The sequence below is a fragment of the Streptomyces sp. NPDC007907 genome (genome assembly GCF_042959365.1).
In the GTDB taxonomy this organism is placed as follows: domain Bacteria; phylum Actinomycetota; class Actinomycetes; order Streptomycetales; family Streptomycetaceae; genus Streptomyces; species Streptomyces indiaensis.
On the sequence record NZ_JBIBKR010000004.1, the window covers coordinates 412934 to 435816 of the forward strand.

Below are 22883 nucleotides of genomic sequence, written 5' to 3' on the forward strand. Positions count from 1 at the left end.
TCGCCTCCAGGGCGCCTTCAGCCGGTACCGAGGCCGCGAACGTGCTCGTCCCTCCGGGCCTCCGCGTGCTCGCACCCTCGGCACCGGCGCGCCCTACGGCTCACGAGCAGGCGTGCCGCACACCTCGTAACGGACCTTGTGCTCGTCCAGGTCCCGCAGTGCCTCCGGCGACGCCCCGTCGTCGACGAGGACCGTGTCGAAGCGGGACAGCGGGACGACCCGGTGCAGGGCGACCCGGCCGAGCTTGGTGTGGTCGATCAGCAGGACGTTGCGTGCCGCCGCGTCGAGCATCGCCCGCTTCACCGACACGATGTGCTGCTCCTGGTGGTAGGCGTAGCCCCCCTGCACGGCCGACGTCGACGCGAAGCACACGTCCACCCGGAGCTGCTCGACCGCCTCCACGCAGGACACCCCGAGGAACGAGGAGTGCAGCGGGTCGTAGTCGCCGCCGAGCGCCATCAGGTGGATGCCCCGCTGGCCGGACAGGAGGTTGATGGCCTCCAGGAAGTTGGTCACGACCGTCAGCGGAGTGACCTCGGCCGTGCGCAGCCGCCTGGCTATCTCCAGCGTGGACGTGGAGTCGTCCAGCAGGATCGCCATGCCGGGCTCCACCATGCGCAGCGCGTGCCCGGCGACGGCTGCCTTCTCGGCCCGCATGGTCTTCAGCCGGTACTGCACGTTCGACTCGAAGACCCCCGACGGCTGCGCGGTCACTCCGCCGCGGAACTTCCGTACGATGCCCTGCCGTTCGAGCTCGTCGAGGTCCCGGTGGATGGTCATCAGGCTCACCCCGAACCGCTCGGCGAGCTCCGCCGCCGTCGCCGAACCGTCGGCCAGCACCTGCTCGGCCATGGCGGCCTGGCGCGCCGCGGGCCCCTGCTGTCCACCACTGCTGCTGCTCATGACTCTGTCTCTATCCGTCGTCCCGGTCGCTCCGGCCGGTCGGCCTCGAACAGCAGCAGGTTCTCAGGCCGGACCACGAGCCGTACCGGATCGTCCGGACGAAGGCGCGCCGCGTCCGCCCGGGGGGCCACGAGCGACACCCGCTGCTCGCCGGTCCCGAGCCGGACGGTCACCTCGACGGACCGGCCGAGCACCTCGGTGACGTACACGGTTCCCGTCAGTGCGTGGCCCTCGCCGTGCAGGGTGATGTCCCGGGGCCGCAGCCCGACCAGGACATCCGTGCCGGGGGCGGCCCGCGCGCGGACCGGTAGCAGGACACCGCCGTCCGCGGCGACCCCGCTCTCCGTCACCACGCCCGGCAGCAGGTTGATCCGGGGCCGGCCGAAGGCCCGCGCGACCTCCGTGTCGTACGGCTGGTACCAGATCTCCTCCCGCGTGCCCGTCTGCACGATGCGACCCTCCCGGATGACCCCGATCCGGTCGCCGAGAGCCAGCGCCTCGACCGAGTCGTGGGTGACGTACAGGGTGGTGGTGTGCTGCACGGCCCCGATCGCCTTCAGCTCGGCCCGCATCTGCTGGCGCAGCTTGGCGTCGAGGTGGGAGAGGGGCTCGTCGAGCAGGAAGGCCCGGGCCGGGCGGACCAGCACCCGGCCGAGGGCGACCCGCTGCCGCTGGCCGTTGGACAACTGGCCCACGGGCCGGTCCAGCAGCGCGGAGATGCCCAGCAGTTCGGCGATCGCGCCGATCCGCTGCCGGGCCTCGGCGGCGGGCAGCCGGTAGCGGGGCGAGCGCAGCGGCGAGGCCAGGTTGTCGTAGGCGGAGCGGTGCGGGTAGAGGGCGTAGCTCTCGAAGCACATCGCCACCCCCCGGTCGTACGGCTCGACGCCCCGCATGTCCTCGCCGTCGAGCTCGACCGTGCCGGAGTCCGGCTGTTCGAGCCCGGCGACGGTCTTCAGCGTGGTCGTCTTGCCCGCGCCGGAGGGGCCGAGCAGGCAGAAGAACTCGCCGTCCCGGATCTCCAGTTCGAGCCCGTCGAGCGCGACGGTCCTCCCGTACGCCTTCCGGATGCCGCTGAGCCGGATCACGACTTCACCGCCCCGAACGACAGGCCCCGCACCAGATACCGCTGGATCGTCAGCGCCAGCAGCAGCGGCGGTACGACGGACACCAGCGCGGCGGCCGCCGTGAGGTTGTACTTGGGCCGGTCACCGCCGAGGAAGGACAGGGCGCCCACGGTCACCGTCTGGGCCTCGTTGGAGGTGAGGATCAGCGGGAACACGAAGTTGTTCCAGGCGAAGATGAACGCCAGCAGCGACACCGCCGCGATGCCCGGCTTGACCAGCGGCAGGGCCACCTTGAAGAACGCCTGCTTACGGGTGTAGCCGTCCAGGAGGGCCGCCTGCTCCAGCTCCGGGGTGAGGTCGGCGAAGTAGGACCGCATGATCCACACGATCAGCGGCAGCGTGACGAGTTGCAGCACCCACACCATGCCGACGTACGTGTCGAACAGCCCGAGCTTCTGGTAGAGCACGAACAGGGGGATGATCACCGTCAGTTCGGGGGCGAAGCGGAACGACAGCAGTGTGAACATCAGGTTCTCGGAGCCCTTGAACCGCCACCGGGCCGAGGCGTACGCCGCCGGCAGGCCCACCACCAGCGACAGCGCGACCGCCCCCACCGACACCACCAGGCTGTTGACGAAGAACCGCACGAACGGGATGCCCTCGCTCCCGCCGAGGACCGTCCGGTAGCCGTCGAGGGTGGGGGAGAAGGCGAAGTACGTGGAGAAGAGCTGGTCGGCCGGTTTCAGGGACAGGATCACCATCCAGGCGATCGGGAACAGCGCGAACACGAAGTAGAGGATCAGGGCGGCGTCCCCCAGCCACCCCAGGGCACGTTTCCTCATGTGGTGACCTCCGCGGCCTTCCGCTGGATCTTCCCCAGGTGCTTCACCAGCACCATCGCGGCCAGGTACACCACCGCCCACAGCACGATCGTGTAGGAGATCCCGAAGGAGTAGCGCTGGAAGCGGATGGCCTCCAGATACGCCCGGATCTGCAGGACGACCGTCGCGTCACCCGGCCCGCCCTCGGTCAGGGCGTAGATGATGTCGAACACCTTCAGCGAGTCCATGAACCGGAAGATCACCGCGACCAGCACGTACGGCCACAGCATCGGCAGGGTCAGCCGCCGGAAGGTGTACCACCATCCCGCGCCGTCCACGGCCGCCGCCTCGAACGGGGAGGCGGGCAGCGACCGCAGCCCGGCCAGGGCGAGGATCGCCACGAACGGGGTGTAGACCCACACGTCCACCGCGATCGACGACAGCAGCGCGCCCGTCGGGGTGTCGGTCCACTGCACGCCGCCCAGCCCGAAGGGGCGCAGCAGGTGGTTGACCACCCCCACCGAAGGCTGGAGCATCAGCTTCCAGATGATCGCCGCGATCACCGGGGCGATCATCAGCGGCAGGATCAGGATTTTCTCCAGGATCCGGCCGACGATCGTCGACCGGTGCAGCAGCAGGGCGACGGCCACGCCGAGCACGGTCTCGGCGAGGGCCGCCCCGACCGCGTACAGCACGGTCACCCACGCCGAGTTCCAGAACGCCTCCTGTGCGAAGACGGTCGTGTAGTTCTCGAACCGCACCATGTCCGGCTGCGGTTTGCTCGCCGAGAAGTCGAACAGCGTGTAGTACAGGCCGAGTCCGAACGGGTAGAGGATCCCGCAGGTCAGCAGCAGGGCCGGGACGATCAGGAGATACGGCCGCAGCGCGAGCCGCATGGCTAGCCCACCTTGCCGGCGAGGTCATCCGCCAGCCCGTCCAGGACGGACTTCGCTCCCTTGCCCCCGTAGATCTCCTGGAGGGCCGCCGCCCAGCTGGTCGTCGCGTCGAAGAACTGCGCCTGCGGGGTGAACTGGATCTTCGTCTGGTCGACGACCGTCTCGAAGGTCTCCAGGAAGCCCGGCAGGTGCCGCATCTTGTCCTTGTACGCGGCGTCGTCCGCGACCGACTTGCGCACCGGGTCGATGTGGTTGTGGGTGACGGCGCTCTTACGCAGGTGCTCCTTGCCGGTCGCCCACTGCAGGAACAGCCAACTGGCGCTCTTCTTCTTGCTCTTGGCGTTCATGCCGAGCGACCAGATCCACATGTTGGTGGCGAGCGAGCCGTCCCGCCCCTTCGGCCCGGGGTGGAAGGCGATCTTCCCGGAGGCGGGGCTCGCGCCCTTCACCGCCTGGAAGTAGGCGGCCGTGTCGGCGTCGAACAGCATCCCCGCCTTCTTCGCGCCGAGGTCGCTGGAGCACTGGTACCAGGTGTACGACGTCCAGGACGGCGGCCCGCCCCGCTTGACCATGCCGGCCCAGTCCTCGGTGAAGGCGACGGCGTCGGAGCTGTTCATGGCGGGGGTGAGCTTCCCGCCGTCGACCGTGAAGTCCCGCAGCCCGTTGCGGGCGTACATCGTCATGAACCCGGGATGGATGGTGGCCCAGCTGCGGGACCCGCGTACGGCGATGCCGTACATGCCGTCGAAGCCCGCGCCCGGCGCCCGCTGTGTGATGGTCCCGGCGAGTTCGGTCAGCTCGTCGAACGACTCGGCCGGTTTCAGGCCGAGCTTGCGGAACACCTCGGTGTTGTACGCGACGACGTTGGTCTCCCAGCCCCACGGCAGCGCGTACTGCCCGCCCCGGCCGAGCGGCGCGCCCGCCTTCAGGGACCACTGGTCGGCCCGGAGCAGGTTCGGGAAGAAGTCCGCCTGGTCCCATTCGGCGCCCGTCGCCGCGGAGTTGCGCATCCAGGGCCCGAGGTCCTCCAGCCAGCCCGGCGGCCCGTACTGCCACACCATGTACGCGCCGAGCATGAAGACGTCGTAGGAGGCACGCCCGCTGGACAGGTCCACGGTGAGCTTGTCGAAGTAGTTGTCCTCGGGGAAGACGTCGTACTCGACCTCGATGCCGGTCTTCGCGGTGAAGGACTTCAGGTCGGCGATGAGCGCGTTCGTGTACGGGTGCTTGTTGAGCAGGGCCTTGACGGTGGTGCCCTTCTCCCGCTTCCAGTCGAAGGAGCCGGTGACGTCGTCCGCGGCGGACCCGTCGCTCTTGCCGTCGTCCCCGCCGAACCCGGCGCCACAGGCCGTGAGCAGGGGTGCCGCGGCAGCCCCGGCGGCGAGCGCGAGGAACCTCCGGCGGTCGTGCACGTGCGTGTCCATCCGTACCTCCACCTGGAAGCTGGTTAACACGTCGAGTCGACTCGTTAACAGAGGGTGGAACGGCTGAAGTTGGGCGTCAATCCCTCGCGCAGGGGAAAATATCGGGGCACAGTGAGAAGTTCACAGATCCGGCTGCGACGGTGTGGGAGGTTCCGGATGGTGGGCGACGGTGCGGGCGAAGGCGAGGGTGCGGGCTGGCTGGGCGTCGACCTGGGCACGCAGAGCGTCCGCGTGCTGCTGGTCACCGCCGACGGAACCGTCCTCGGCCGCGGCACGGCCCCGCTGACCGGGCGGCGGAACGGAGCGCGGCACGAGCAGGACCCGCTGCGGTGGTGGGCGGCGCTGTGCGAGGCGTCGAGGGCCGCCCTCGGCTCGGCGCCCCCGGGCCTGCCGGTCGGCGGACTCGCGGTGTGCGGCACCTCCGGCACGGTCCTGCTGACCGACGGGTCCGGCCGGCCCGTGAGCCCCGCGCTGATGTACGACGACGCGCGGGCGAAGACCGAGGCCGCACGGGCCCGCCATGCGGGGCTCGCGGTCCAGGACACCTGGGCGCTGCCGAAGGCACTGTGGCTGCTCGGCGAGTACGGCGGCAGCTCGCTGCGCCTGACGCACCAGCCCGACCTGATCGTCTCCCGCCTCACCGGCGAGCCGCCCCCGGCCGACTCCAGCCACGCCCTGAAGACGGGCTACGACGTCGAGGGCGACTGCTGGCCGGCCGCCGCCCTGGCCGAACTGGGCGTGCCCGACGGCCTGTTCCCCGGTGTCGTCCGCCCGGGGACCCGTCTAGGCGAGGTCGTCCCGACCGCCGCCGACGCCACCGGCATCCCCGCCGGCACGCCGGTGCTCGCCGGGATGACCGACGGCTGCGCGGCGCAGATCGCCTCCGGTGCGCTGCGGCCCGGCGCCTGGAACTCCGTGCTCGGCACCACCCTCGTGCTGAAGGGCGCCGCCCGCGACCCCGTCCGCGACCCCACCGGCGTGGTCTACAACCACCGCGCACCGGACGGCACCTGGCTGCCCGGCGGGGCGTCGAGCGTCGGGGCGGGGGCGCTCGCCGCGCACTTCCCGGAGGCCGACCCGGCCGCCATGGACGCGCGGGCCGGGGCGTTCGAGCCGTCGCGCGCGATCGCCTACCCCCTCGTCTCACCGGGGGAGCGGTTCCCGTTCCGGGCGCCGGAGGCGGTCCCGCTCGTTCTGGGCGACCCCACCGGCGACGCCGACCTGTGGGCCGCGCTGCTCCAGGGCGTCGGCTTCGCCGAACGCCTGTGCCTGGACTACCTGCACCACCTCGGCGCACCCCTGGACGGCCCGCTCACCTTCACCGGCGGCGGCGCCCGCAGCCCCTACTGGAACCAGCTGCGTGCCGACATCCTGGGCCGCCCGGCCCGCGTCCCCGAGCAGACCGAACCGGCCCTCGGCATGGCGGCGCTGGCCGCGTACGGGGTGCGGGGCGCCGGCGCGCTCGCGGACGTCACCGCGCGCATGGTCCGCGTCCGCACCGTCGTCGACCCCCGCCCCGGGCGCACGGCGGTCTTCGCCGAGCCGTACGCGCGTCTGGTGGACGCCCTGCAGGACCGCGGCTGGCTGCCCGGCCCGGTCGCCGCGCACGCGCACAGCCGGCTGAACCGGGATACTTCCGCCTCATGAGTACGACCCTCCTGCTGGTCCGCCACGGGCAGACCGTCTGGCACGCCGAGAACCGCTACGCCGGCATCAGCGACATCGGCCTCACCGACACCGGCCGCGCCCAGGCCGACGCCCTCGGCCGGTGGGCGGCCGCCCACCCCGTCGACGCGATCTGGACGTCCCCGCTGTCCCGGGCCGTCGCCACCGCCGAGCCCGCCTGCCGCGCCCTCGGTCTCACCCCGCAGAGCGAACCCCACCTGCGCGAATGCGACTTCGGTGTGCTGGAGGGCCGGACCCTCGCCGAGTTCGAGGCCGAGGACCCCGAGTGGGCCGCGGCCTACCGGGCCGACCCGGTGGAGCACTCCTTCCCCGGCGCCGAGGACCCGAGGGCCGCGGCGGCCCGGGGCGTGCGCGCCCTGCGGGACATCGCCGCCGCCCACCCCGGCGGACGCGTCCTGGTCGTCGCCCACAACACCCTGCTGCGGCTGGTGCTGTGCACCCTGTTGTCGATCCCGGTGCGCGAGTACCGCAGAGTGCTCCCGCGGCTGCGCAACGCGGCGATCAGTGAACTGCGCATGAACCCCGACGGTTCCGCCGCACTCCTCTCACTCAATGTGCCGTGCGAGAGCGATGTGCCGTAGCACGATGGGGCCCAACGCGGCGGCCTGGGCCGCCCGGAGCCCCGCACACGGGAAGACCCCCGCGAGTCACGTCCTCGCGGGGGCCTCCTTCTTTCCGCCTGCCGCCGTGAAGGGTGAGAAGACGATCACGAGGCAGGACGCTTCACGGCCTCAGGGGGCCGGCAGCAGCACGTCCGCGCGGGACGTGGCGGCCTGGTGACGCCGGGCCACGTCCTGCCAGTTGACGACCTGCCACATCGCCTCGATGAAGTCGACCTTCTGATTGCGGTACTGCAGGTAGAAGGCGTGCTCCCAGGCGTCGAAGACGAGGAGCGGGGTGGCGCCCTGTCCGACGTTGCCCTGGTGGTCGTAGACCTGCTCCACGATCAGCCGCCCGCTCAGCGGCTCGTGGGCGAGCACGCCCCAGCCCGAACCCTGTGTGGTGGCCGACGCCTTGGACAACTGCGCCTTGAACCGCGCGAAGGACCCGAAGGACTCGGTGATCGCGTCCGCGAGCTCACCCACCCCGTCCTGCGCGAGCGGCTCCCCGCCACCGTCCTTCGGGCCGGTCATGTTCTGCCAGTAGACGCTGTGCAGGATGTGCCCGGACAGGTGGAAGGCCAGGTTCTTCTCCAGCCCGTTGATCGCCCCCCACGCCTCCTTGTCCCGCGCCTCGGCCAGCTGCTCCAGCGTGTCGTTGGCGCCCTTCACATAGGCGGCGTGGTGCTTGTCGTGATGCAGCTCGATGATCTCGGGGCTGATCACGGGGGCGAGCGCGGAGTAGTCGTAGGGCAGTTCAGGCAACGTGTAGACGGACATGGGCGGGATCCCCTCCGGACCTTATTGCAACTAGCTTGCAGGTACACGCTAACAGCAAGAATGGTGGGGGCGGGGTGGACGCGCGGAACGGCGGTGCGTGAGGGAGAAGCGCGACCTACTATCGGTCCCCGTAGGAAAGGGGGGCGGCCATGGGGCCCGAGATCGCCGAACTCGCCAGAACCGCGGGAACGACGATGGTGACGCTGATGGCCACCCAGGCCTGGGAGTCCACCCGCCAGGGAGTTCTCACCCTCTGGCGGCGCTTTCAGCCGGACCGGGCCGACACCGTGGGCGGTGAACTCGAGGCCACTCGCGAGGACCTGCTGCTCGCCCGCGAGTCGGGAGACACCGACACGGAGGCCGAGCTCACCGCCGAATGGCAGGCGAGGCTGCGCCGCCTCCTGGTGGCCCGGCCCGAGGTGGCCGACGAACTCCGGCGGATCCTGGCCGAGGTGAACCCCGAGCTCCCCCCGGCACACACGACGGTGGAGGTCCGGCTGCGCGCCGAGGCCTCCGGCAGCGGCCGGGTCTACCAGGCCGGCCGCGACCAGCACATCACCGAACGATGAGCGAACTCGGCGCCAGGGCCTCGGGGCAGGGGCGGATCTTCCAGACGTCCGGTGATCAGTACATCGAGGAACATCATCATCATTACGGCGCCGGCGCCGGCGGACCGCTCTTCGGGCGGGGGGCCGTGCCCTCGGCGGGGGCAGGGCAGGCCGCCCCGGACTCGGTGCGGATGCCGCTGGTCGGCCGGGCGCCAGGCATCCTGCGCAACCGGGAAGAACTCCGCGAGAAGCTCGGCGCGGCGGTCGCCGGAGCCGGCGGTGACATCCACGTCGTGTACGGCATGGGTGGCTGCGGCAAGACCGCGCTGGCGTACTGGCTCTTCAACGAGGCGGTGCGCGTTCACGGCCGCGTCGGCTTCTGGGTCAACGCCTCCGAGCTGATGTCGCTGCGCGCCGGGATGCTGGCGGTGGCCGGCGACCGTGGTGCGGAGGCCGGTGAGCTCGCAGCCGCTGCGGCGGGCCGGCGCGCTGCCGCCGACCTCGTCTGGCACTACCTCGACCACTCCGCCGACCCCTGGCTTCTCGTCCTGGACAACGCCGACGATCCGACGGTCCTGGAGAGCGGTGCGTGGCTCCGGCCCAGCGGTCGCGGCACCGTATTGGTCACGACCCGCCACGCCACGTCGCCGCTGTGGCGGGGGCCGGGCGTGCACCGGCATGCCCTGGGCCTCCTGCCGTTGGAAGAGGCGGCCCAGGTCCTGTGCGACCTGGCGCCGGACGCGGGCGACGTGGAGTCGGCACGGAAGGTCGCCGAGCGCCTGGGCCGCCTGCCCCTCGCGCTCACACTCGCCGGGTCCCACCTTGCCCACCAACTTCTGGAGTCGTGGTCCATGGACGAGTACGACCGCAAGCTCGGCGAGGAGTCGACGGTGATGGTCGACAGGGGCGCGGCCGGGCGGGGCGGCAGCCAGTCCCGCCAACTGGTAGGCCGCACCTGGCAGCTGTCGCTGGACGCGCTGGCCGGACAGGGGCTTCCCGAGGCGACGACGCTCCTGCGGCTGCTGTCGTTCCTGGCGGCGGACCCCGTGCCGCTGAGCGTGCTGCTGCCGGTCGCCCGTGGAGAGGTCACCCTCGACGCACTGGAACCCTCTCTCGGAGCAGAGCAGTTGGAACCAGCACTGAAAGGGCTGATCGACCATTCGCTGACCGAACTGGTCAACGTGGACGGGGCGCGCTGCGTACAGGCCCACGGCGTGCTGCTCGACAGCGTCGCCGCGGGAGTGCCGGACGAACGGCGGGCGGCCGTCGCGGAAGCGGCGGCTTCCCTCCTGGAGGCCGCCCTGCCCGAGGAGGGTGCCGACTCTCCTGAGAGTCGCAGCCGGCTCGCGCTGCTGGCCCCGCACGCGACGAGACTGCTCGCGGTGGCCGCGGACGAACGGACCGCGACCCTCGGGGTGCGGGTCCTGCGGCAGGTCTACGACTCGGGGGACTACGCGGCGGCACTGGCGCTCGCGCCCACGGTCGTCGAAGCCGTGCGGGGCGTCCTCGGCACTGAGCACAGGCTGGTTCTGAACGCCCAGCACCTTCAGGGCACGGCACTGTTCCGGATGGGTCGGTTCGCCGAGGCCGAGGCGCTGCATCGCGGGGTGCTGGAACGCCGGGAGACTCTGCTGGGCGCCGAGGACGTGGACACGCTCCACAGCTGTGCCGCGCTCTCCCAGGCGCTCGATCTGCTCGACCGGGACGAGGAGGCCGAAAGCTGGGGCAGGCGGGCGCTGGACGGCTACCGACGGACGCTGGGGGAGGACAGCGCGGAGGCCTTGTTCATCTGGTGCGGGCTGATCGAGATCCTGCCCCAGCTCGGCAAGGAACGGGAGTTCGCGGCGGAGGGCCTCGCGCTGGTCGAGGCCTGCGAGCGGGCCCTGGGGCCGGACCATCCCACGACGGTGCTGGCCCGGCACGACTACGCCGGTGGCCTGTTCGAGTTCGGCCGCCATGAGGAGGCCGAACCCATGGCCCGCCAGGTGCTGGCGGACCGGAACCGGCTCCAGGGCCCGGACCATCCCCTCACTCTGTCGGCCACATCCCTCACCGCACGGATCACCCACGGTCTGGGCAGGATCGACGACGCCGTCCGGATGATGAAGGAGCTGTCCGAACGCCGGGCGCGGGTGCTCGGCCACGAGCACCCGTTCGCCGCGGCCGACCGGGCCTGGGTCGCCACCTGGCAGGCCGAGGCCCGGGGCTGATCAGTCCTCGGTCCGGGCGCGGGCCTTCTGCCACGCGTACCCGACCGCCGCCAGGGCCAGGATCATCCCGCCCGTCGAGTACAGCTGCACCCGTGTGTCCGGCTCCCGGGCCATCAGGACGAAGACCGCGGCCATGCCGGCCAGGGCGACCCAGGTCAGCCAGGGGAACGCCCACATGCGCACGGCCAGCTTCTCGGGTGCCTCGCGCTCCAGGCGGCGGCGCAGGCGCAGCTGCGAGACGGCGATGAAGATCCAGACGACCAGGATCACCGCGCCGATCATGTTCAGCAGCCAGGCGAAGACGTCGTCGGGTCGCCAGTAGCTCAGCAGCACGCACAGGAACCCGAAGACGGAGGACGCCAGCACGGCGGTCCGCGGCACCCCGCCCGAGACCCGGCCGAGCCCCTTCGGGCCCTGCCCGCGCTCCACCAGCGAGTAGGCGATGCGGGAGGCGCCGTAGATGTTGGCGTTCATGGCGGACAGCAGCGCCACCAGGACGACCACGTTCATCAGCTGCCCGGCGCCCGGGATGCCGAGCTCGTCGAGGGCGGCGACGTACGGGCCCTTCTCGACGACCGCCTGGGAGTCCCAGGGGACCAGCGTGACGATGACGGCCATCGAGCCGATGTAGAACAGCGCGATGCGCCACATCGCCGTGCGGACCGCGCTCGCGACGCCCTGGACGGGGTTCTCCGACTCGGCGGCGGCGATGGTGACCGTCTCCAGGCCGCCGTAGGCGAAGACGGAGGCGAGCAGGCCGATGACCAGGCCCTCACCGCCGTTCGGCAGGAAGTCGGTGAGGTGGCTCGCGCCCGGCGAGTCCGTGCCGGGCAGGACGCCGGCGATCGCCAGGACGCCGAGCACCAGGAACAGGGTGATCGCGCCGACCTTCAGCGCCGCGAACCAGAACTCGAACTCGCCGAAGTTCTTCACGGCGGCCAGGTTCGTGCCGCAGAAGACGACCATGAACAGCGCCACCCACGCCCACTCCGGGGTGCCGGGCAGCCAGCCGCTGACGATCTTCGCGGCGCCGATGCCCTCCAGGCCGACGGCCGTGCAGAGCAGCACCCAGAAGGACCAGCCGGCCGTGAAGCCCGCCCAGGGGCCGATCGCCCGCTCGGCGTGCGCCGAGAAGGACCCCGACGACGGATACGCGGCCGACATCTCGCCGAGCATCCTCATCACCAGCATGACGAGGGCGCCGGAGAGGGCGTAGGCGACCACGATCGACGGACCGGCCGCGGCGATACCGGCGCCGGAACCGACGAACAGACCGGCCCCGATCACCCCGCCGAGGGCGATCATCGACAGGTGGCGCTGCTTCAGGCCGTGGGAGAGGGAGACGTCGTCCGCGCTGGGCGGCGTCCCCGTGGTGGTGCTGGGCATGGGCGCGGCTCGTCCTAGGCGTGAGGGGCGTACGAGGGCAAAAACGCCGCCAGTCTCGGATGCCTCCCCGCCGGAGCGGAGAGGCATCCCAGCATGTGGACGGTCACATCGCTCTGCGTGCTCAGGCGGCGACCGGTGTGTAGTGCGAGGCGTCGCCCTCGATGGAGTAGCTCTCCTTGCCCTCGATGCCCACGGGGACGTCCCCGGCGACGGTCACCCGGTGCAGGCGCCGCGGCCGGCCGTCGTAGTTGTCGACGGCGTAGTGCTGGGTGATGCGGTTGTCGAACAGGACGAGCTGGTCCGGCGACCACCGGTGACGCAGGACGTTCTCCGGCCGGGTGACGTACGCCTGGAGCAGATCGAGGATCTTGCGGGACTCGCCGGGGGACAGGCCCACGATCCGCTGGGCGAACCCGCCGATGAACAGCCCGCGCTCACCGGTCAGCGGGTGGACCCGGACCACCGGGTGGACCGTGCGGTACTTGATCGACGTGAACTGGGCGCGCCGGGCGGACTGCTCCTCGTCGACCTCCTCCTCCGGGACGGCGTAGTCGTAGTCGTTGGTGTGCTCGGCCCACAGGCTGTCGGCGAGGCTGCGCAGCGACTCCGGCAGGTTGCGGTAGGCGGCGGCCGAGCTGGCGATCAGCGTCTCGCCGCCGTAGGGCGGGACGGTGATGCTGCGCAGGCTGGTGGCCTGCGGCGGGTTGAGGACGAACGTGACGTCGGTGTGCCAGTGGTTGGCGGCCCGGCCGCCGCCCTCACTGTCGACGGGCAGCACGTTCGGGGCGCCGTCCACCGCCGACACCGTCGGGTGGGCGGTGGTGATGTCGCCGAAGTGGCGGACGAAGGCCTGCTGGCCGGCGTCGTCGAGCCCCCGCGCGTCGAAGACGAGGGCCTTGTGGGCGTTGAGCGCCTCCCTCAGGGCGGTGGAGGTCTCCTGATCGAGCGGCCGGGTGATGTCGACGCCCTCGACGCGGGCGCCGATGTGCGCGGTGACCTTGTGGATCTCGATGGCCATGACGGGTTCCTTTCGGAAGAACCTGAAGAGGGTCAGACGAGGGCGGGGGCGACGACGTGCTGGTTGGCGGGACGCGGGAGGCCGTAGCGCTCGCGCAGGGTGCGGCGGGCGGTGCCGTACTCGGTGCGCAGCAGCCCACGGGCGCGTAGGATCGGGACGACGTGGTCCACGAAGGCCTCCAGGCCGGACGGCAGCACCGCGGGCATGATGTTGAAGCCGTCCGCGGCGCCCGAGGCGAACCACAGCCCGATGGTGTCGGCGACCTGCTCGGGCGTCCCGGCGAAGGTGAGGTGCCCGCGCCCGCCGCCCAGCCGCCCGATCAGCTGCCGCACGGTGAGCCGGTCGCGCCGGGCCAGCTCGACGACGAGCGTGTAGCGGCTCTTGGCGCCCTCGATGGCGCTCTCCGGCGGCAGGTCGGAGGGCAGCGGGCCGTCCAGCTCCAGGGTGCCCGGGTCGAGGTGCAGCAGCCGCTCCAGACGGTCCACGCCGTGCGCGTGCACGATGTGGTCCTCCAGGAGCCGCTCGTTCGCCCGGGCCTCGGCCTCCGTGGAGCCGATCACCGGGACGATGCCCGGCAGCACCTTGATGTGGTCGGCGTCCCGGCCGGCCGCGACCGTCCGGGCCTTGAGGTCGGCGTAGAAGGCCCGCGCGTCCTCGATGGTCTGCTGCGCGGTGAACACCGCCTCCGCGTAGCGGGCCGCGAACCGCTTGCCGTCCTCGGAGGAGCCGGCCTGCACGAGCAGCGGGTAACCCTGGGGCGAGCGGGGCACGTTGAGCGCGCCCTCGACGCTGAAGAACCGGCCCTGGTGCCGGGGCGGGTGGATCTTCGCGTCGTCGCCCCACACGCCCGCCGCCTTGTCGGCGACGATCGCGTCGTCCTCCCAGCTGTCCCACAGCTTCAGCGCCACATCGAGGAACTCCGCGGCCCGCGCGTACCGTTCCGCGTGCGCCGGTTCGGCGTCCAGACCGAAGTTCCGGGCGGCCTCGGCACCGGCGGTCGTGACGATGTTCCAGCCCGCCCGGCCACCGCTGATGTGGTCCAGCGTGGCGAACTTGCGGGCCAGGTTGTACGGCGAGTTGTACGACGTGGACGCCGTGGCGATCAGGCCGATGTGCTCGGTCGCCGTCGCCAGCGCGGTCAGCAGTGTGATCGGCTCCAGCGCCCCGGCGGGCCGCTGTGCGAGGTTGTTCCACAGCTGCGGGCCGTCGGCGAGGAACAGCGAGTCGAAGGTGCCGCGTTCGGCGATCCGGGCGAGCCGCACATAGTGGGCCAGGTCCACGTGCGCGTGCGGGTCGCTCTCCGGCAGCCGCCACGACGCCTCGTGGTGACCGGTGTTCATCAGGAACGCGTTGAGGTGCAGTTGTCTGCGGGTCATCGGTGGTCCTCCGTGACACCGAGCGCGGCCAGCAGCCGCTCCCGGTACTCGCCGAGCAGGGGGTCGCGGTACGACCGCGGGTGCGCACGGTCGATGGTGAGGTCGAGGCCGATCCGGCCCTTCTCCAGGACGAGCACCCGGTCGGCGAGCACGATCGCCTCGTCCACGTCATGGGTGACCAGCAGCACCGACGGCCGGTGGCGCTCCCACAGCTCCCTGAGCAGCCCGTGCATCCGGATCCGGGTGAGCGCGTCCAGCGCCCCGAACGGCTCGTCGGCCAGCAGCAGTTCCGGTTCGCGCACCAGGGACCGGGCCAGGGCGGCGCGCTGGGCCTCGCCGCCGGACAGCTGGCCGGGCCAGGCCCGCTCGCGGCCCTTCAGACCCACCTCCTCCAGGGCTTCCCGGCCCTTGCGGCCGGCGTCCTTGCCCTCCGCGCCGAGCAGCACGTTGTCGAGGACCCGCCGCCAGGGCAGCAGCCGGGAGTCCTGGAAGACCACCGACACCCGTTCGGGCGCCGTGAGCTGCCCGCTGCCGGTGACGCCGTGGTCGAGTCCGGCGATGGCCCGCAGCAGCGTGCTCTTGCCGGAGCCGCTGTGCCCGAGCAGGGCCGTCAGCTGCCCGGCGGGCAGATCGAGGTCGATGCCGTCGAGGACCGTCCGCCCTTCGAAGGACCGGGTCAGGCCCCTCAGTTGGACGGCGGGCCGGGTCAGCTGCTCAGTGTGCGGCGCCATGACAGCACCCTCCGTTCGATGAGACGGACCGCGCTGTCGGAGATGAGGCCGAAGACGCCGTAGACGACCAGGCCGACGAGGATGACGTCCGTCTGGCCGTAGTTCTGCGCCTGGAACATCATGTAACCGAGGCCGCTGGTGGCGTTGATCTGCTCCAGCACCACCAGGCCCAGCCAGGAGCCGGTGACCCCGAGCCGCAGCCCGACGAAGAAGCCGGGCAGGGCGCCGGGGATCACGACCTGCCGGATGAACTGGAGCTTCGACAGGCCCTGCACCTCGGCGAGTTCGACGAAGCGGCTGTCGATGCCGGACAGCGCGGCGTGCGTGTTCAGGTAGATCGGGATGTAGACGACGATCGCGATGATGGCGATCTTGAAGGTCTCGCCGATGCCCAGCCAGAGGATGAACAGCGGGATCAGACCCAGGGTGGGGATGGCCCGGTTCAGGTTGACCGTCCCGTCGATCAGCGCCTCCCCGGTCCTGGTCAGCCCGGACGCCAGCGCGAGCAGGATGCCCACGGCCAGACCGATCGAGAAGCCGGTGGCCGCGCGCTGCAGCGAGGTCAGGATGTCGTCCGGCAGCGTGCCCGCGCCCCACAGGCGGCTGCCGGTCTCCAGCACCGTCCAGGGAGCGGGAATCGCGCCCGGGTCGAGCAGCCCGGCGGCGGAGGCGACGCTCCACAGCGCGAGGACGGCGACGGGCCCGACGAGCCGGGCGGCGGGCAGCCGCCTGCCCGGGGCCAGCCGCCGGCGCCTGCGCACCTGGTGCGTCCCCTCCACCGGGGCGAGCGGTGCGGGCGCCTTCGTGGTCTGGTGGGTCGTCGTGGTCACGGCGGTCACCTCCGGTACGCCGCGGGCACGGCCTTGGCCGCGAGGGACTCGAAGCGGTGGTCGAAGAGCTCGGAGACGTCGAACTTCTTCACGAAGCCGCCCTCCGCGAGCAGATCGGCCGTCTCCTGCTCCCACCGGATGGCCTCGTCCCAGCTGGGCGGGAACAGCGGCTTGTTGGCCAGCGCGGTGATGGCCTTCGCCTGGGGGAGCGTCAGGTTCTGCGTCCCGACGTAGAACTGCTCGTTCCACTCGTCGGGGTGCTCGTACGTCCACACCTGGCCCTTCGCCCAGTACGGCACGTACGCGGCGATCGCGGCGGCCTTCGCCCGGTCGTTCAGCACCGAGACCGGAGCCCACAGCAGGTTCAGCAGGTCCACCACGTCCGTGGTGATCGTGCGCGCGGACTTGTACTGCGCCAGATAGGCGGGCGCCTGGCTGTTGGCGAGCGGCGCGATGTCCACCTGCCCGGACTGCAGGGCGGTGAGGAACTGGTTGCTGGTCAGCGGCACCAGCTCCACGTCGTCGTACTTCAGCCCGGCCTTCTTCAGCGCCCGCAGCAGGACGACACCCTGCGCCTGCCCCTGGGAGAAGGCCAGCCGCTTGCCCCGGAACTCCGAGACCCTGCGGATGTCGCTGCCGGGCTTGGTGGCGAAGACGTAGTTGGGCTTGCGGGTGATGTTGATCGCCACGATCTTCGCGTCGAAGCCCTGATAGTGCGCCTGGATCGGCGGGATCCCCGCGTTGTTCGCGACGTCCAGGGACTTCGCGCGGAAGGCGTTGATGACATCGGGTCCGGCGCCGATGTTCAGCCAGTTGGACACCTTGAACGGCAGATCACGGAACCCGGCCAGCTTGAACTGCAGCTGCTGCGCGCCCTGGAACGACGCGATCTTCAGGCTCGTCCCCGCGGGAACCTTGGAGGCCAGAGGGGCGTCGGACGCCGTCTCGGCCGCGGCGCTGTTGTCCGCGCAGCCGCTCAGGCCGGCTGCCGCGGCCGTCACACCGAGCATCGAGGTCAGGAACAGGCGCCGGTCGACACCGGCAACGGAGGGCGAGGGCATGGGAGTACTCCCTGGGTATGGAAGGCGGCACAGCACGCGGAATTCACGGCGGAAAGAAGCCGGACAAGGAATTCACGCGAATGTCACAAAGGAAGGAGAAGGCGCTCCGCGAACGGGCGCCAGGGCGCGTCAACGGGTCAGCAACAGAGAGTGCGACAGCTCGTGAGCGGGGTCATGAACAGGATGTTCCTGGCCATCGGCCCTACCTGTCAACATTCCGAGTTTCTGAATTAAATAGCCTCAGGTGACGCTGCCAGCGGATCCCGGTAGAGAACGTCGAGCGCCACCGCACCACCGGCCACGGCCAGCACGGAATCCGGGAAAGCGATCGGCGAGACGGTCGCGGCGCGCTCCGCCCCGACCGCTTCCCGCAGCGCGGCCAGACAGTCCTCGCGGTGCATGGCCCCGATCTCCGTCACCACCACCTGCTCGGGGTTGAGCACGTCGAGCAGCAGGCCCACGGCACGCCCCGTCCGCCGCGACCGCTCCCGCAGCAGCTCGGCGGCCACCGGGTCACCGGCCGCGGCCGCGGCGACCACATGCATCGGGTTCGCCGCGTCGCAGACCCCCGCCTCACGAGCCCGCACGCACAGGGTGCGCTCGCTCAACTCGGCCTGCAGGCACCCCGTCCGGCCGCAGCCGCACGGCTCCGTGCCGTCCGGCACCGGCAGGTGGGCGATGGACCCGGCCTGGGAGCGCGGCCCGTGGTGCACCTCGTCATGGGTGGCGAACGCCGCGTCGACCACGTTGCCCGCGAACAGGTGCAGCACACTGCGGCTGCCCCGCGCCTGCCCGAAGAGCCGCTCCGCGTTCACCAACGCCCGCGCGTGCCCGTCCACATGGACCGGCAGCCCGGTGCGCGCCCCGAGCACCTCCCGCACCGGCACCTCGCGCCAGCCCAGCAGCGGATGCTCCACGACGGTGCCCGAGTCCCGGTCCACCCAGCCGCCCGCGGCGAACCCGACCCCGAGCGCCGTGCCGCCCGGAAGACCGGCGAGCAGCGCCGCCAGGGCGTCCGCCGCCCGGCCCAGCACCCGCCCCGGCTCGGTGCCCGAGTGCTTCACCTCGCGCAGGGCCACCACACGGCCGCGCAGATCCAGCAGCGCGACCGTGGTGTACGGCACCGCCACGTGCACACCGCCCACCACGAACCGGGAGTCGTCCAGATCGACCGGCAGATGCGGCCGGCCCACCCCCCTGGAGCGCCGCAGCACGGCCGACTCGCGGATGAGTCCCAACTCGGCGAACCGCGAGCAGTAGTCGGTCACCGACGCCGGCGACAGGCCCGTCAGCCGGGCGATGGTGCTGCGCGCGACCGGCCCGTGCTCCAGCACGGACCGCAGGACGACGCTCGCGCTGGTGCGGCGCCGGTCACTGTCGGCGACACGGGAAATGGGGGACGTCAGAAGGGGAGCCGCGGTACGGGGCATGGGAGTCTTCCTGGAGGCCGGTCCGACACGGTGTCGTCTCGATCGGCGGACCGGATCCCTCCGCCCCGCCTCACAGAGGCCGGCGACAGGTGGCCGTGCCCTGGCGTCGCAGGTCGACGTAGCGACGCGACGAGAAGTACCGGGCCTGGGCAACCATGTCAGCGACGCTAGCAAAACGGCCCCGGGCTGCCCAGACGGCGACCGACGGGCGAGACGGCGTACGCGGTGCCTTTGGGGGAAACCTACAGACACCCTTCGGCCGGGCTCCCGTGGCACGTGCCATCTCACCACCGTGACCGGCATCACCCCGTCCTCGGTGTAACCGGCATCCTTTGTTCGGAAGCGACCAACCGCCGGTCCACGCCTTTGTGGACGGCTGACGGTGATCAGGGCGAGGGCGCTGGGATAGCGTCACCGTGTCCCACCGGCCCTCACCCTCGCGGAGTCCCCATGAGCACCGCTGCCGCCACACCCGCCACCGGACAGGTCCTCGCCGACCTGCTCCCTGCCTCCCGTGTCCGGGACGCGGCCCTCGTGCTCGGCGGCGCCGCGCTCACCGGTCTCGCCGCCCAGCTCTCCGTGCCCGTGCCGGGCTCCCCGGTGCCGGTGACCGGCCAGACCTTCGCCGCGCTGCTCGTCGGCACGTCCCTCGGCGCCGGCCGCGGCTTCCTCGCGCTCGCCCTGTACGCCCTGGCGGGCCTGGCGGGTGTGCCGTGGTTCGCCGGCGCCTCCTCCGGTGCCGCGCCCTCCTTCGGCTACATCCTCGGCATGATCCTCGCCTCCACCGTCGTCGGAGCCCTGGCCCGCCGCGGCGCCGACCGCTCGGTGCTGCGCACGGCCGGCGCGATGCTGATCGGCGAGGCGATCATCTACGCCGTCGGCGTGCCCTACCTGGCCCTCGCCACCGGTATGTCCGCCACCGCCGCGATCGCGGCCGGCCTCACGCCGTTCCTCATCGGCGACGCGGTCAAGGCGGCGCTCGCGATGGGCGTCCTGCCGACGGCATGGAAGTTCGCGAACAAGCGCTGACGCGACGGGCCTTCAAGCGCCGACCGCACCCGCATTCACCACAGGCGTTGCCGAGAGGCCCGCCGGGGGCACGCTGCTCCCGGCGGGCCTCTTCGCGTACCCGAGACGCGGCAGGGGCCGGTTCAGCCCTCCACAGCCCCCGGCCGTCGCCGTTGCGACCACCACATTCCGGCCACGCCCGCCGCGAGCAGCGACGCCCCGGTCGCACCCAGCGGGAGCAGATCACGGGCCGGACCGGTCTTCGGCAGCTCCTTGCCGCCCGGCCCCGCCGGTTCGTTGTCGGTGCCGAGCAGCAGGGGCGTCGCAGGGGCGTCCGGCGACGGGTTGCTCGTGCCGAACGGCACCGGGCCCTGCTGCCAAAAGGTCTTCTTCCCGTCGCCCGTCTGCACGGGCAGACAGATCTTCCCGGTCTTGCCGAGGTCGAACGTCGCGTCGACGGCGTACGACTTCGAGGCACCCGCGGCGAGATGGTCGACCGCGCATGCGAATCCGCTGTTCGAACCCTCGGGAAGTCCCTTCTCGGGTATCGCCGAACACCCCTCGACGTTCTTGACGACAAGCCCGTCGAAACCGACGACCAACAGCCTGATCTTCCCGCTGTCCTTGCTCCCCTCGTTCTTCACCGTGGCGGTAATAGCCGTCTTTTCGGAACCATTGTCGACCGAGATCTTCCCGGGCAGTGTCGTGGTCAGCTTCACCCCTGCCGGGGCGGCGTCGACCACCTTTCCCCCCTTGCTGCTCGCGGGCCCTTCATCCTCCGCGCCGGCCGTTCCGGAAAGGATCAACACCGCCGAGAAAGATGCCATGACCAGCGATCCCGTGACCACCGTCGTACGACGAGAACTCATGTTCGTCCCCCTTGCGTCCCCCTGGGCTGCGCCTGAATTCGCAGCACTGAAAGAGGTACCACAAGATTTCGCCGCACTATCCTGGTACGGCGCGAAGTGTGACCGTTGTGTTTCACTGGAGTCGGTCGCGGGGGCGCGGAGGGGGTGCAGCGGATTGCCGGGAAATGCGAACAGCGGCGGTGTTCCAGGGATATTGGTGACGGGACGCTATCGGTTGGTCGAGAGTATCGGCCAGGGGGGAATGGGGCGGGTGTGGCGAGCCGCCGACGAAATTCTCGACCGGCAGGTCGCCGTCAAGGAAATGCGGATCGACGGACTCGACGCGGAGGACAGCAGGACCCGCCGTGAACGCACCCTGCGCGAGGCCAGGGCGACGGCCCGGATCGACCACCCCAACGTCGTACGGATCTACGACGTGGTCGACGAGGGTGAACGCCTATGGATCGTCATGGAGTTGGTGGCGGGCCGCTCCCTCGAACGGATCCTCGCGGAGGCCGGGCCGCTGAGCCCCGGCGACACGGCCCGCATCGGCCTCGGTCTGGTCGCGGCGCTGCGGCAGGTGCACGAACGAGGCGTCCTGCACCGCGACATCAAGCCCGGGAACGTACTCGTCGAGCACACGGGCGGGGTGGCCGGATCCGGACGCGCCGACGCCAACGGTTCCGGCCCCGCACGGCGCGTCGTCCTCACGGACTTCGGCATCGCGGCGATCCAGGACGCGAAGGCGCTCACCATGGTCGGCATGCTCGTCGGCTCGCCCGACTACATGGCCCCCGAGCGCATCTCCGGCCGCCCCCAAGGGCCGCCGTCCGACATCTGGTCCCTGGGCGCGACCCTCTGCGCGGCCCTGGGCGGCCGCTCCCCGTTCTCCCGCGACACCACGCTGGCGACCCTGCACGCGGTCCTGTACGAGGAGCCCGAACTGCCCGTCGCCTCAGGCCCGTTGCGGACCATCCTGACGTCCCTCCTGGCGAAGGAACCCTCGGCACGTCCGGACCTCGACGCACTGGAGACGGCACTGCGACCGGTGGCGTTCCCGTCCCCGACACCGCGTCCCGAGCGCAAGCCCGTTGTGGAGGAGAAGGCCGCGACGAGTCCGAAGCCGTCGCCCGCGCCCGAGTCGGACACCACCCCAGGCGGACGGCCACCAGCACCACAACCGCGGTCGCGGGCACCTCTCTCCGCAACCTCGTCGCCGCCGGAGCCACCCACCCCCGTCCCTCACCCGGCCCCACAGGACCCCCGCCGACCCGCCCCCGCCCCGGGCCCGCACCACCACCCCACACCCCCGACCCCCACGACCTCGACCACACCCGCGGCAGCCGCCACGAGGCCCCAGCCGACGACAACCCCGGGTGAAGGCCGCACCGCCGGCACCACCCCCCGCCCGGTCCCCGGCCCCGTCTCCCTCGGCCGTGCCCAGGCGGAGACCGAACGCCGTCCGCAGCCCACGCCCCCGCCGATGCCGCCGGGCGAGCTCCCCGGACCGGCCGTGCCGGCCCCACCCCGCACCCGCACCCACCCCCGCACCCGTCGCCGTACGGTGCTCACCGCCGCGGCGGCCGCCATCGCCACGGCCGGTACGGTCGTCGCCATCCTGCTGGCGACGTCGTCGAGCTCACCCGGCGACGGGGACGAAACCCCCCGCGCGGGCTCCTCGGCGTCCGCGCCCCCCACCACCGGGGAACCGACCGACGGCTCCGCGAAGGCCACCACCCCGGCCCCCACCGTCGAGGGCACCGCCAGGCCGCAGTCCCTGCCGCCCGGCACGCACCGGGAGGCCGGTGGGTTCGCCTGGGCGACGCCCGACGGCTGGCGGCGGGACGTGAAGACGGGCGCGGAGGTGCACTACACCTCCCCGGACGGCTCACAGGAACTGGTCGGCAAGTCGTCCCTGGCCCGTGGCGACCTCCTGGAGACCTGGCAGACCTCGGAGCGCAACGCCCACCAGGGCCAGGACTACCGCAAGATCCGACTGGAGGAGACGACGTTCCGCGGCCACCCGGCAGTGGTCTGGGAGTACACGTTCACGCTGAAGGGCGTCCACTGGCACGCCCGCCTGCTCGGCTTCAACGTGACCGGCAAGTCGTACCAGGTCAACACGTGGTACGAGGCAGGGATCGAGGAGCAGGCACTGGCCACCTACGAGAAGGTCAGGGACAGTTTCACGGTGCTGTAGGCGGCAGCCGCAGGGATGCCGGGGCAACACAAACAAGACGGGGGCCTGCGGCACGCGCGACAGC

20 protein-coding genes are annotated in these 22883 nt (G+C 71.5%); 6 read left to right on the plus strand and 14 right to left on the minus strand.

What is annotated here, in order from left to right; translation table 11 throughout:
- Nucleotides 1-93 precede the first annotated feature (93 nt).
- From ACFZDI_RS18210 to ACFZDI_RS18230, 5 genes are read right to left on the minus strand one after another with little or no spacing between them, the layout of a single operon-like run.
- Entirely contained in the window at nucleotides 94-903 is an 810-nt protein-coding gene (locus ACFZDI_RS18210) for a DeoR family transcriptional regulator (protein ID WP_391251649.1), read from the minus strand.
- On the minus strand, nucleotides 900-1988 hold the full coding sequence (locus ACFZDI_RS18215) for an ATP-binding cassette domain-containing protein (protein WP_391251651.1): 1089 nt from the start codon (nucleotides 1986-1988) through the stop codon (nucleotides 900-902). The genes ACFZDI_RS18210 and ACFZDI_RS18215 overlap by 4 nt, the downstream gene beginning before the upstream one ends.
- Nucleotides 1985-2809, minus strand: coding sequence for an ABC transporter permease subunit (locus ACFZDI_RS18220; protein ID WP_391251653.1), 825 nt, complete (start codon nucleotides 2807-2809; stop codon nucleotides 1985-1987). The genes ACFZDI_RS18215 and ACFZDI_RS18220 overlap by 4 nt, the downstream gene beginning before the upstream one ends.
- Nucleotides 2806-3684 carry an ABC transporter permease subunit gene (locus ACFZDI_RS18225; RefSeq protein WP_391251656.1) on the minus strand — a complete coding sequence of 293 codons (879 nt, stop codon included), beginning with the start codon at nucleotides 3682-3684 and terminating at the stop codon, nucleotides 2806-2808. Before ACFZDI_RS18225 ends, ACFZDI_RS18220 begins: the two co-directional genes overlap by 4 nt.
- 2 nt (nucleotides 3685-3686) lie before the next feature.
- A complete protein-coding gene (locus tag ACFZDI_RS18230) occupies nucleotides 3687-5108 on the minus strand; it encodes an extracellular solute-binding protein (protein ID WP_391251657.1) in 1422 nt (473 codons plus the stop codon).
- Nucleotides 5109-5264: 156 nt separating this feature from the next.
- Between ACFZDI_RS18230 and ACFZDI_RS18235 the strand changes: the two genes are divergently transcribed.
- Together ACFZDI_RS18235 and ACFZDI_RS18240 are read left to right on the plus strand one after the other, a co-directional pair.
- The gene (locus ACFZDI_RS18235) at nucleotides 5265-6755 is read left to right on the plus strand and encodes an FGGY-family carbohydrate kinase (RefSeq protein ID WP_391251659.1); all 1491 of its coding nucleotides are present in this window, start codon (nucleotides 5265-5267) and stop codon (nucleotides 6753-6755) included.
- Nucleotides 6752-7375, plus strand: coding sequence for a histidine phosphatase family protein (locus ACFZDI_RS18240; protein WP_391251661.1), 624 nt, complete (start codon nucleotides 6752-6754; stop codon nucleotides 7373-7375). Before ACFZDI_RS18235 ends, ACFZDI_RS18240 begins: the two co-directional genes overlap by 4 nt.
- Nucleotides 7376-7525: 150 nt before the next feature.
- Here the strand turns inward: ACFZDI_RS18240 and ACFZDI_RS18245 are convergent, their stop codons facing one another.
- Nucleotides 7526-8173: a superoxide dismutase gene (locus tag ACFZDI_RS18245; protein ID WP_234847954.1), complete on the minus strand. Its 648-nt coding sequence runs from the start codon at nucleotides 8171-8173 to the stop codon at nucleotides 7526-7528.
- A 149-nt stretch (nucleotides 8174-8322) separates the two neighbouring features.
- On the opposite strand from ACFZDI_RS18245, the gene ACFZDI_RS18250 reads away from it, so the two are divergent.
- Both ACFZDI_RS18250 and ACFZDI_RS18255 read left to right on the plus strand, forming a co-directional pair.
- Nucleotides 8323-8742: a hypothetical protein gene (locus tag ACFZDI_RS18250; protein WP_391251663.1), complete on the plus strand. Its 420-nt coding sequence runs from the start codon at nucleotides 8323-8325 to the stop codon at nucleotides 8740-8742.
- On the plus strand, nucleotides 8739-10931 hold the full coding sequence (locus ACFZDI_RS18255) for a tetratricopeptide repeat protein (RefSeq protein WP_391251666.1): 2193 nt from the start codon (nucleotides 8739-8741) through the stop codon (nucleotides 10929-10931). The genes ACFZDI_RS18250 and ACFZDI_RS18255 overlap by 4 nt, the downstream gene beginning before the upstream one ends.
- Here ACFZDI_RS18255 and ACFZDI_RS18260 read toward each other — a convergent pair whose 3' ends face one another.
- The 7 genes from ACFZDI_RS18260 to ACFZDI_RS18290 all read right to left on the minus strand — a co-directional run bounded on the left by ACFZDI_RS18260 (nucleotide 10932) and on the right by ACFZDI_RS18290 (nucleotide 18763).
- Nucleotides 10932-12317: an amino acid permease gene (locus ACFZDI_RS18260; RefSeq protein ID WP_391251667.1), complete on the minus strand. Its 1386-nt coding sequence runs from the start codon at nucleotides 12315-12317 to the stop codon at nucleotides 10932-10934. It abuts the gene before it with no gap.
- A 121-nt stretch (nucleotides 12318-12438) separates the two neighbouring features.
- The gene (locus ACFZDI_RS18265) at nucleotides 12439-13335 is read right to left on the minus strand and encodes a TauD/TfdA family dioxygenase (protein WP_361122422.1); all 897 of its coding nucleotides are present in this window, start codon (nucleotides 13333-13335) and stop codon (nucleotides 12439-12441) included.
- Nucleotides 13336-13367: 32 nt separating this feature from the next.
- Entirely contained in the window at nucleotides 13368-14711 is a 1344-nt protein-coding gene (locus ACFZDI_RS18270; protein ID WP_391251669.1) for an NtaA/DmoA family FMN-dependent monooxygenase, read from the minus strand.
- Entirely contained in the window at nucleotides 14708-15442 is a 735-nt protein-coding gene (locus tag ACFZDI_RS18275) for an ABC transporter ATP-binding protein (RefSeq protein WP_234847950.1), read from the minus strand. The genes ACFZDI_RS18270 and ACFZDI_RS18275 overlap by 4 nt, the downstream gene beginning before the upstream one ends.
- Entirely contained in the window at nucleotides 15418-16281 is an 864-nt protein-coding gene (locus ACFZDI_RS18280; RefSeq protein WP_234847949.1) for an ABC transporter permease, read from the minus strand. Before ACFZDI_RS18280 ends, ACFZDI_RS18275 begins: the two co-directional genes overlap by 25 nt.
- Nucleotides 16278-17333, minus strand: coding sequence for an ABC transporter substrate-binding protein (locus tag ACFZDI_RS18285; protein WP_391251672.1), 1056 nt, complete (start codon nucleotides 17331-17333; stop codon nucleotides 16278-16280). The genes ACFZDI_RS18280 and ACFZDI_RS18285 overlap by 4 nt, the downstream gene beginning before the upstream one ends.
- A gap of 230 nt (nucleotides 17334-17563) precedes the next feature.
- Nucleotides 17564-18763: an ROK family protein gene (locus tag ACFZDI_RS18290; protein WP_391251674.1), complete on the minus strand. Its 1200-nt coding sequence runs from the start codon at nucleotides 18761-18763 to the stop codon at nucleotides 17564-17566.
- A gap of 450 nt (nucleotides 18764-19213) precedes the next feature.
- On the opposite strand from ACFZDI_RS18290, the gene ACFZDI_RS18295 reads away from it, so the two are divergent.
- Nucleotides 19214-19792: a biotin transporter BioY gene (locus tag ACFZDI_RS18295; RefSeq protein ID WP_234847946.1), complete on the plus strand. Its 579-nt coding sequence runs from the start codon at nucleotides 19214-19216 to the stop codon at nucleotides 19790-19792.
- A 122-nt stretch (nucleotides 19793-19914) separates the two neighbouring features.
- On the opposite strand, the gene ACFZDI_RS18300 is transcribed toward ACFZDI_RS18295, so the two are convergent.
- Nucleotides 19915-20640 (minus strand): hypothetical protein, encoded by a 726-nt coding sequence (locus tag ACFZDI_RS18300; protein ID WP_391251676.1) that lies wholly within the window; start codon nucleotides 20638-20640, stop codon nucleotides 19915-19917.
- Nucleotides 20641-20836: 196 nt separating this feature from the next.
- Between ACFZDI_RS18300 and ACFZDI_RS18305 the strand changes: the two genes are divergently transcribed.
- On the plus strand, nucleotides 20837-22819 hold the full coding sequence (locus ACFZDI_RS18305) for a protein kinase (protein ID WP_391251679.1): 1983 nt from the start codon (nucleotides 20837-20839) through the stop codon (nucleotides 22817-22819).
- Nucleotides 22820-22883 lie beyond the last annotated feature (64 nt).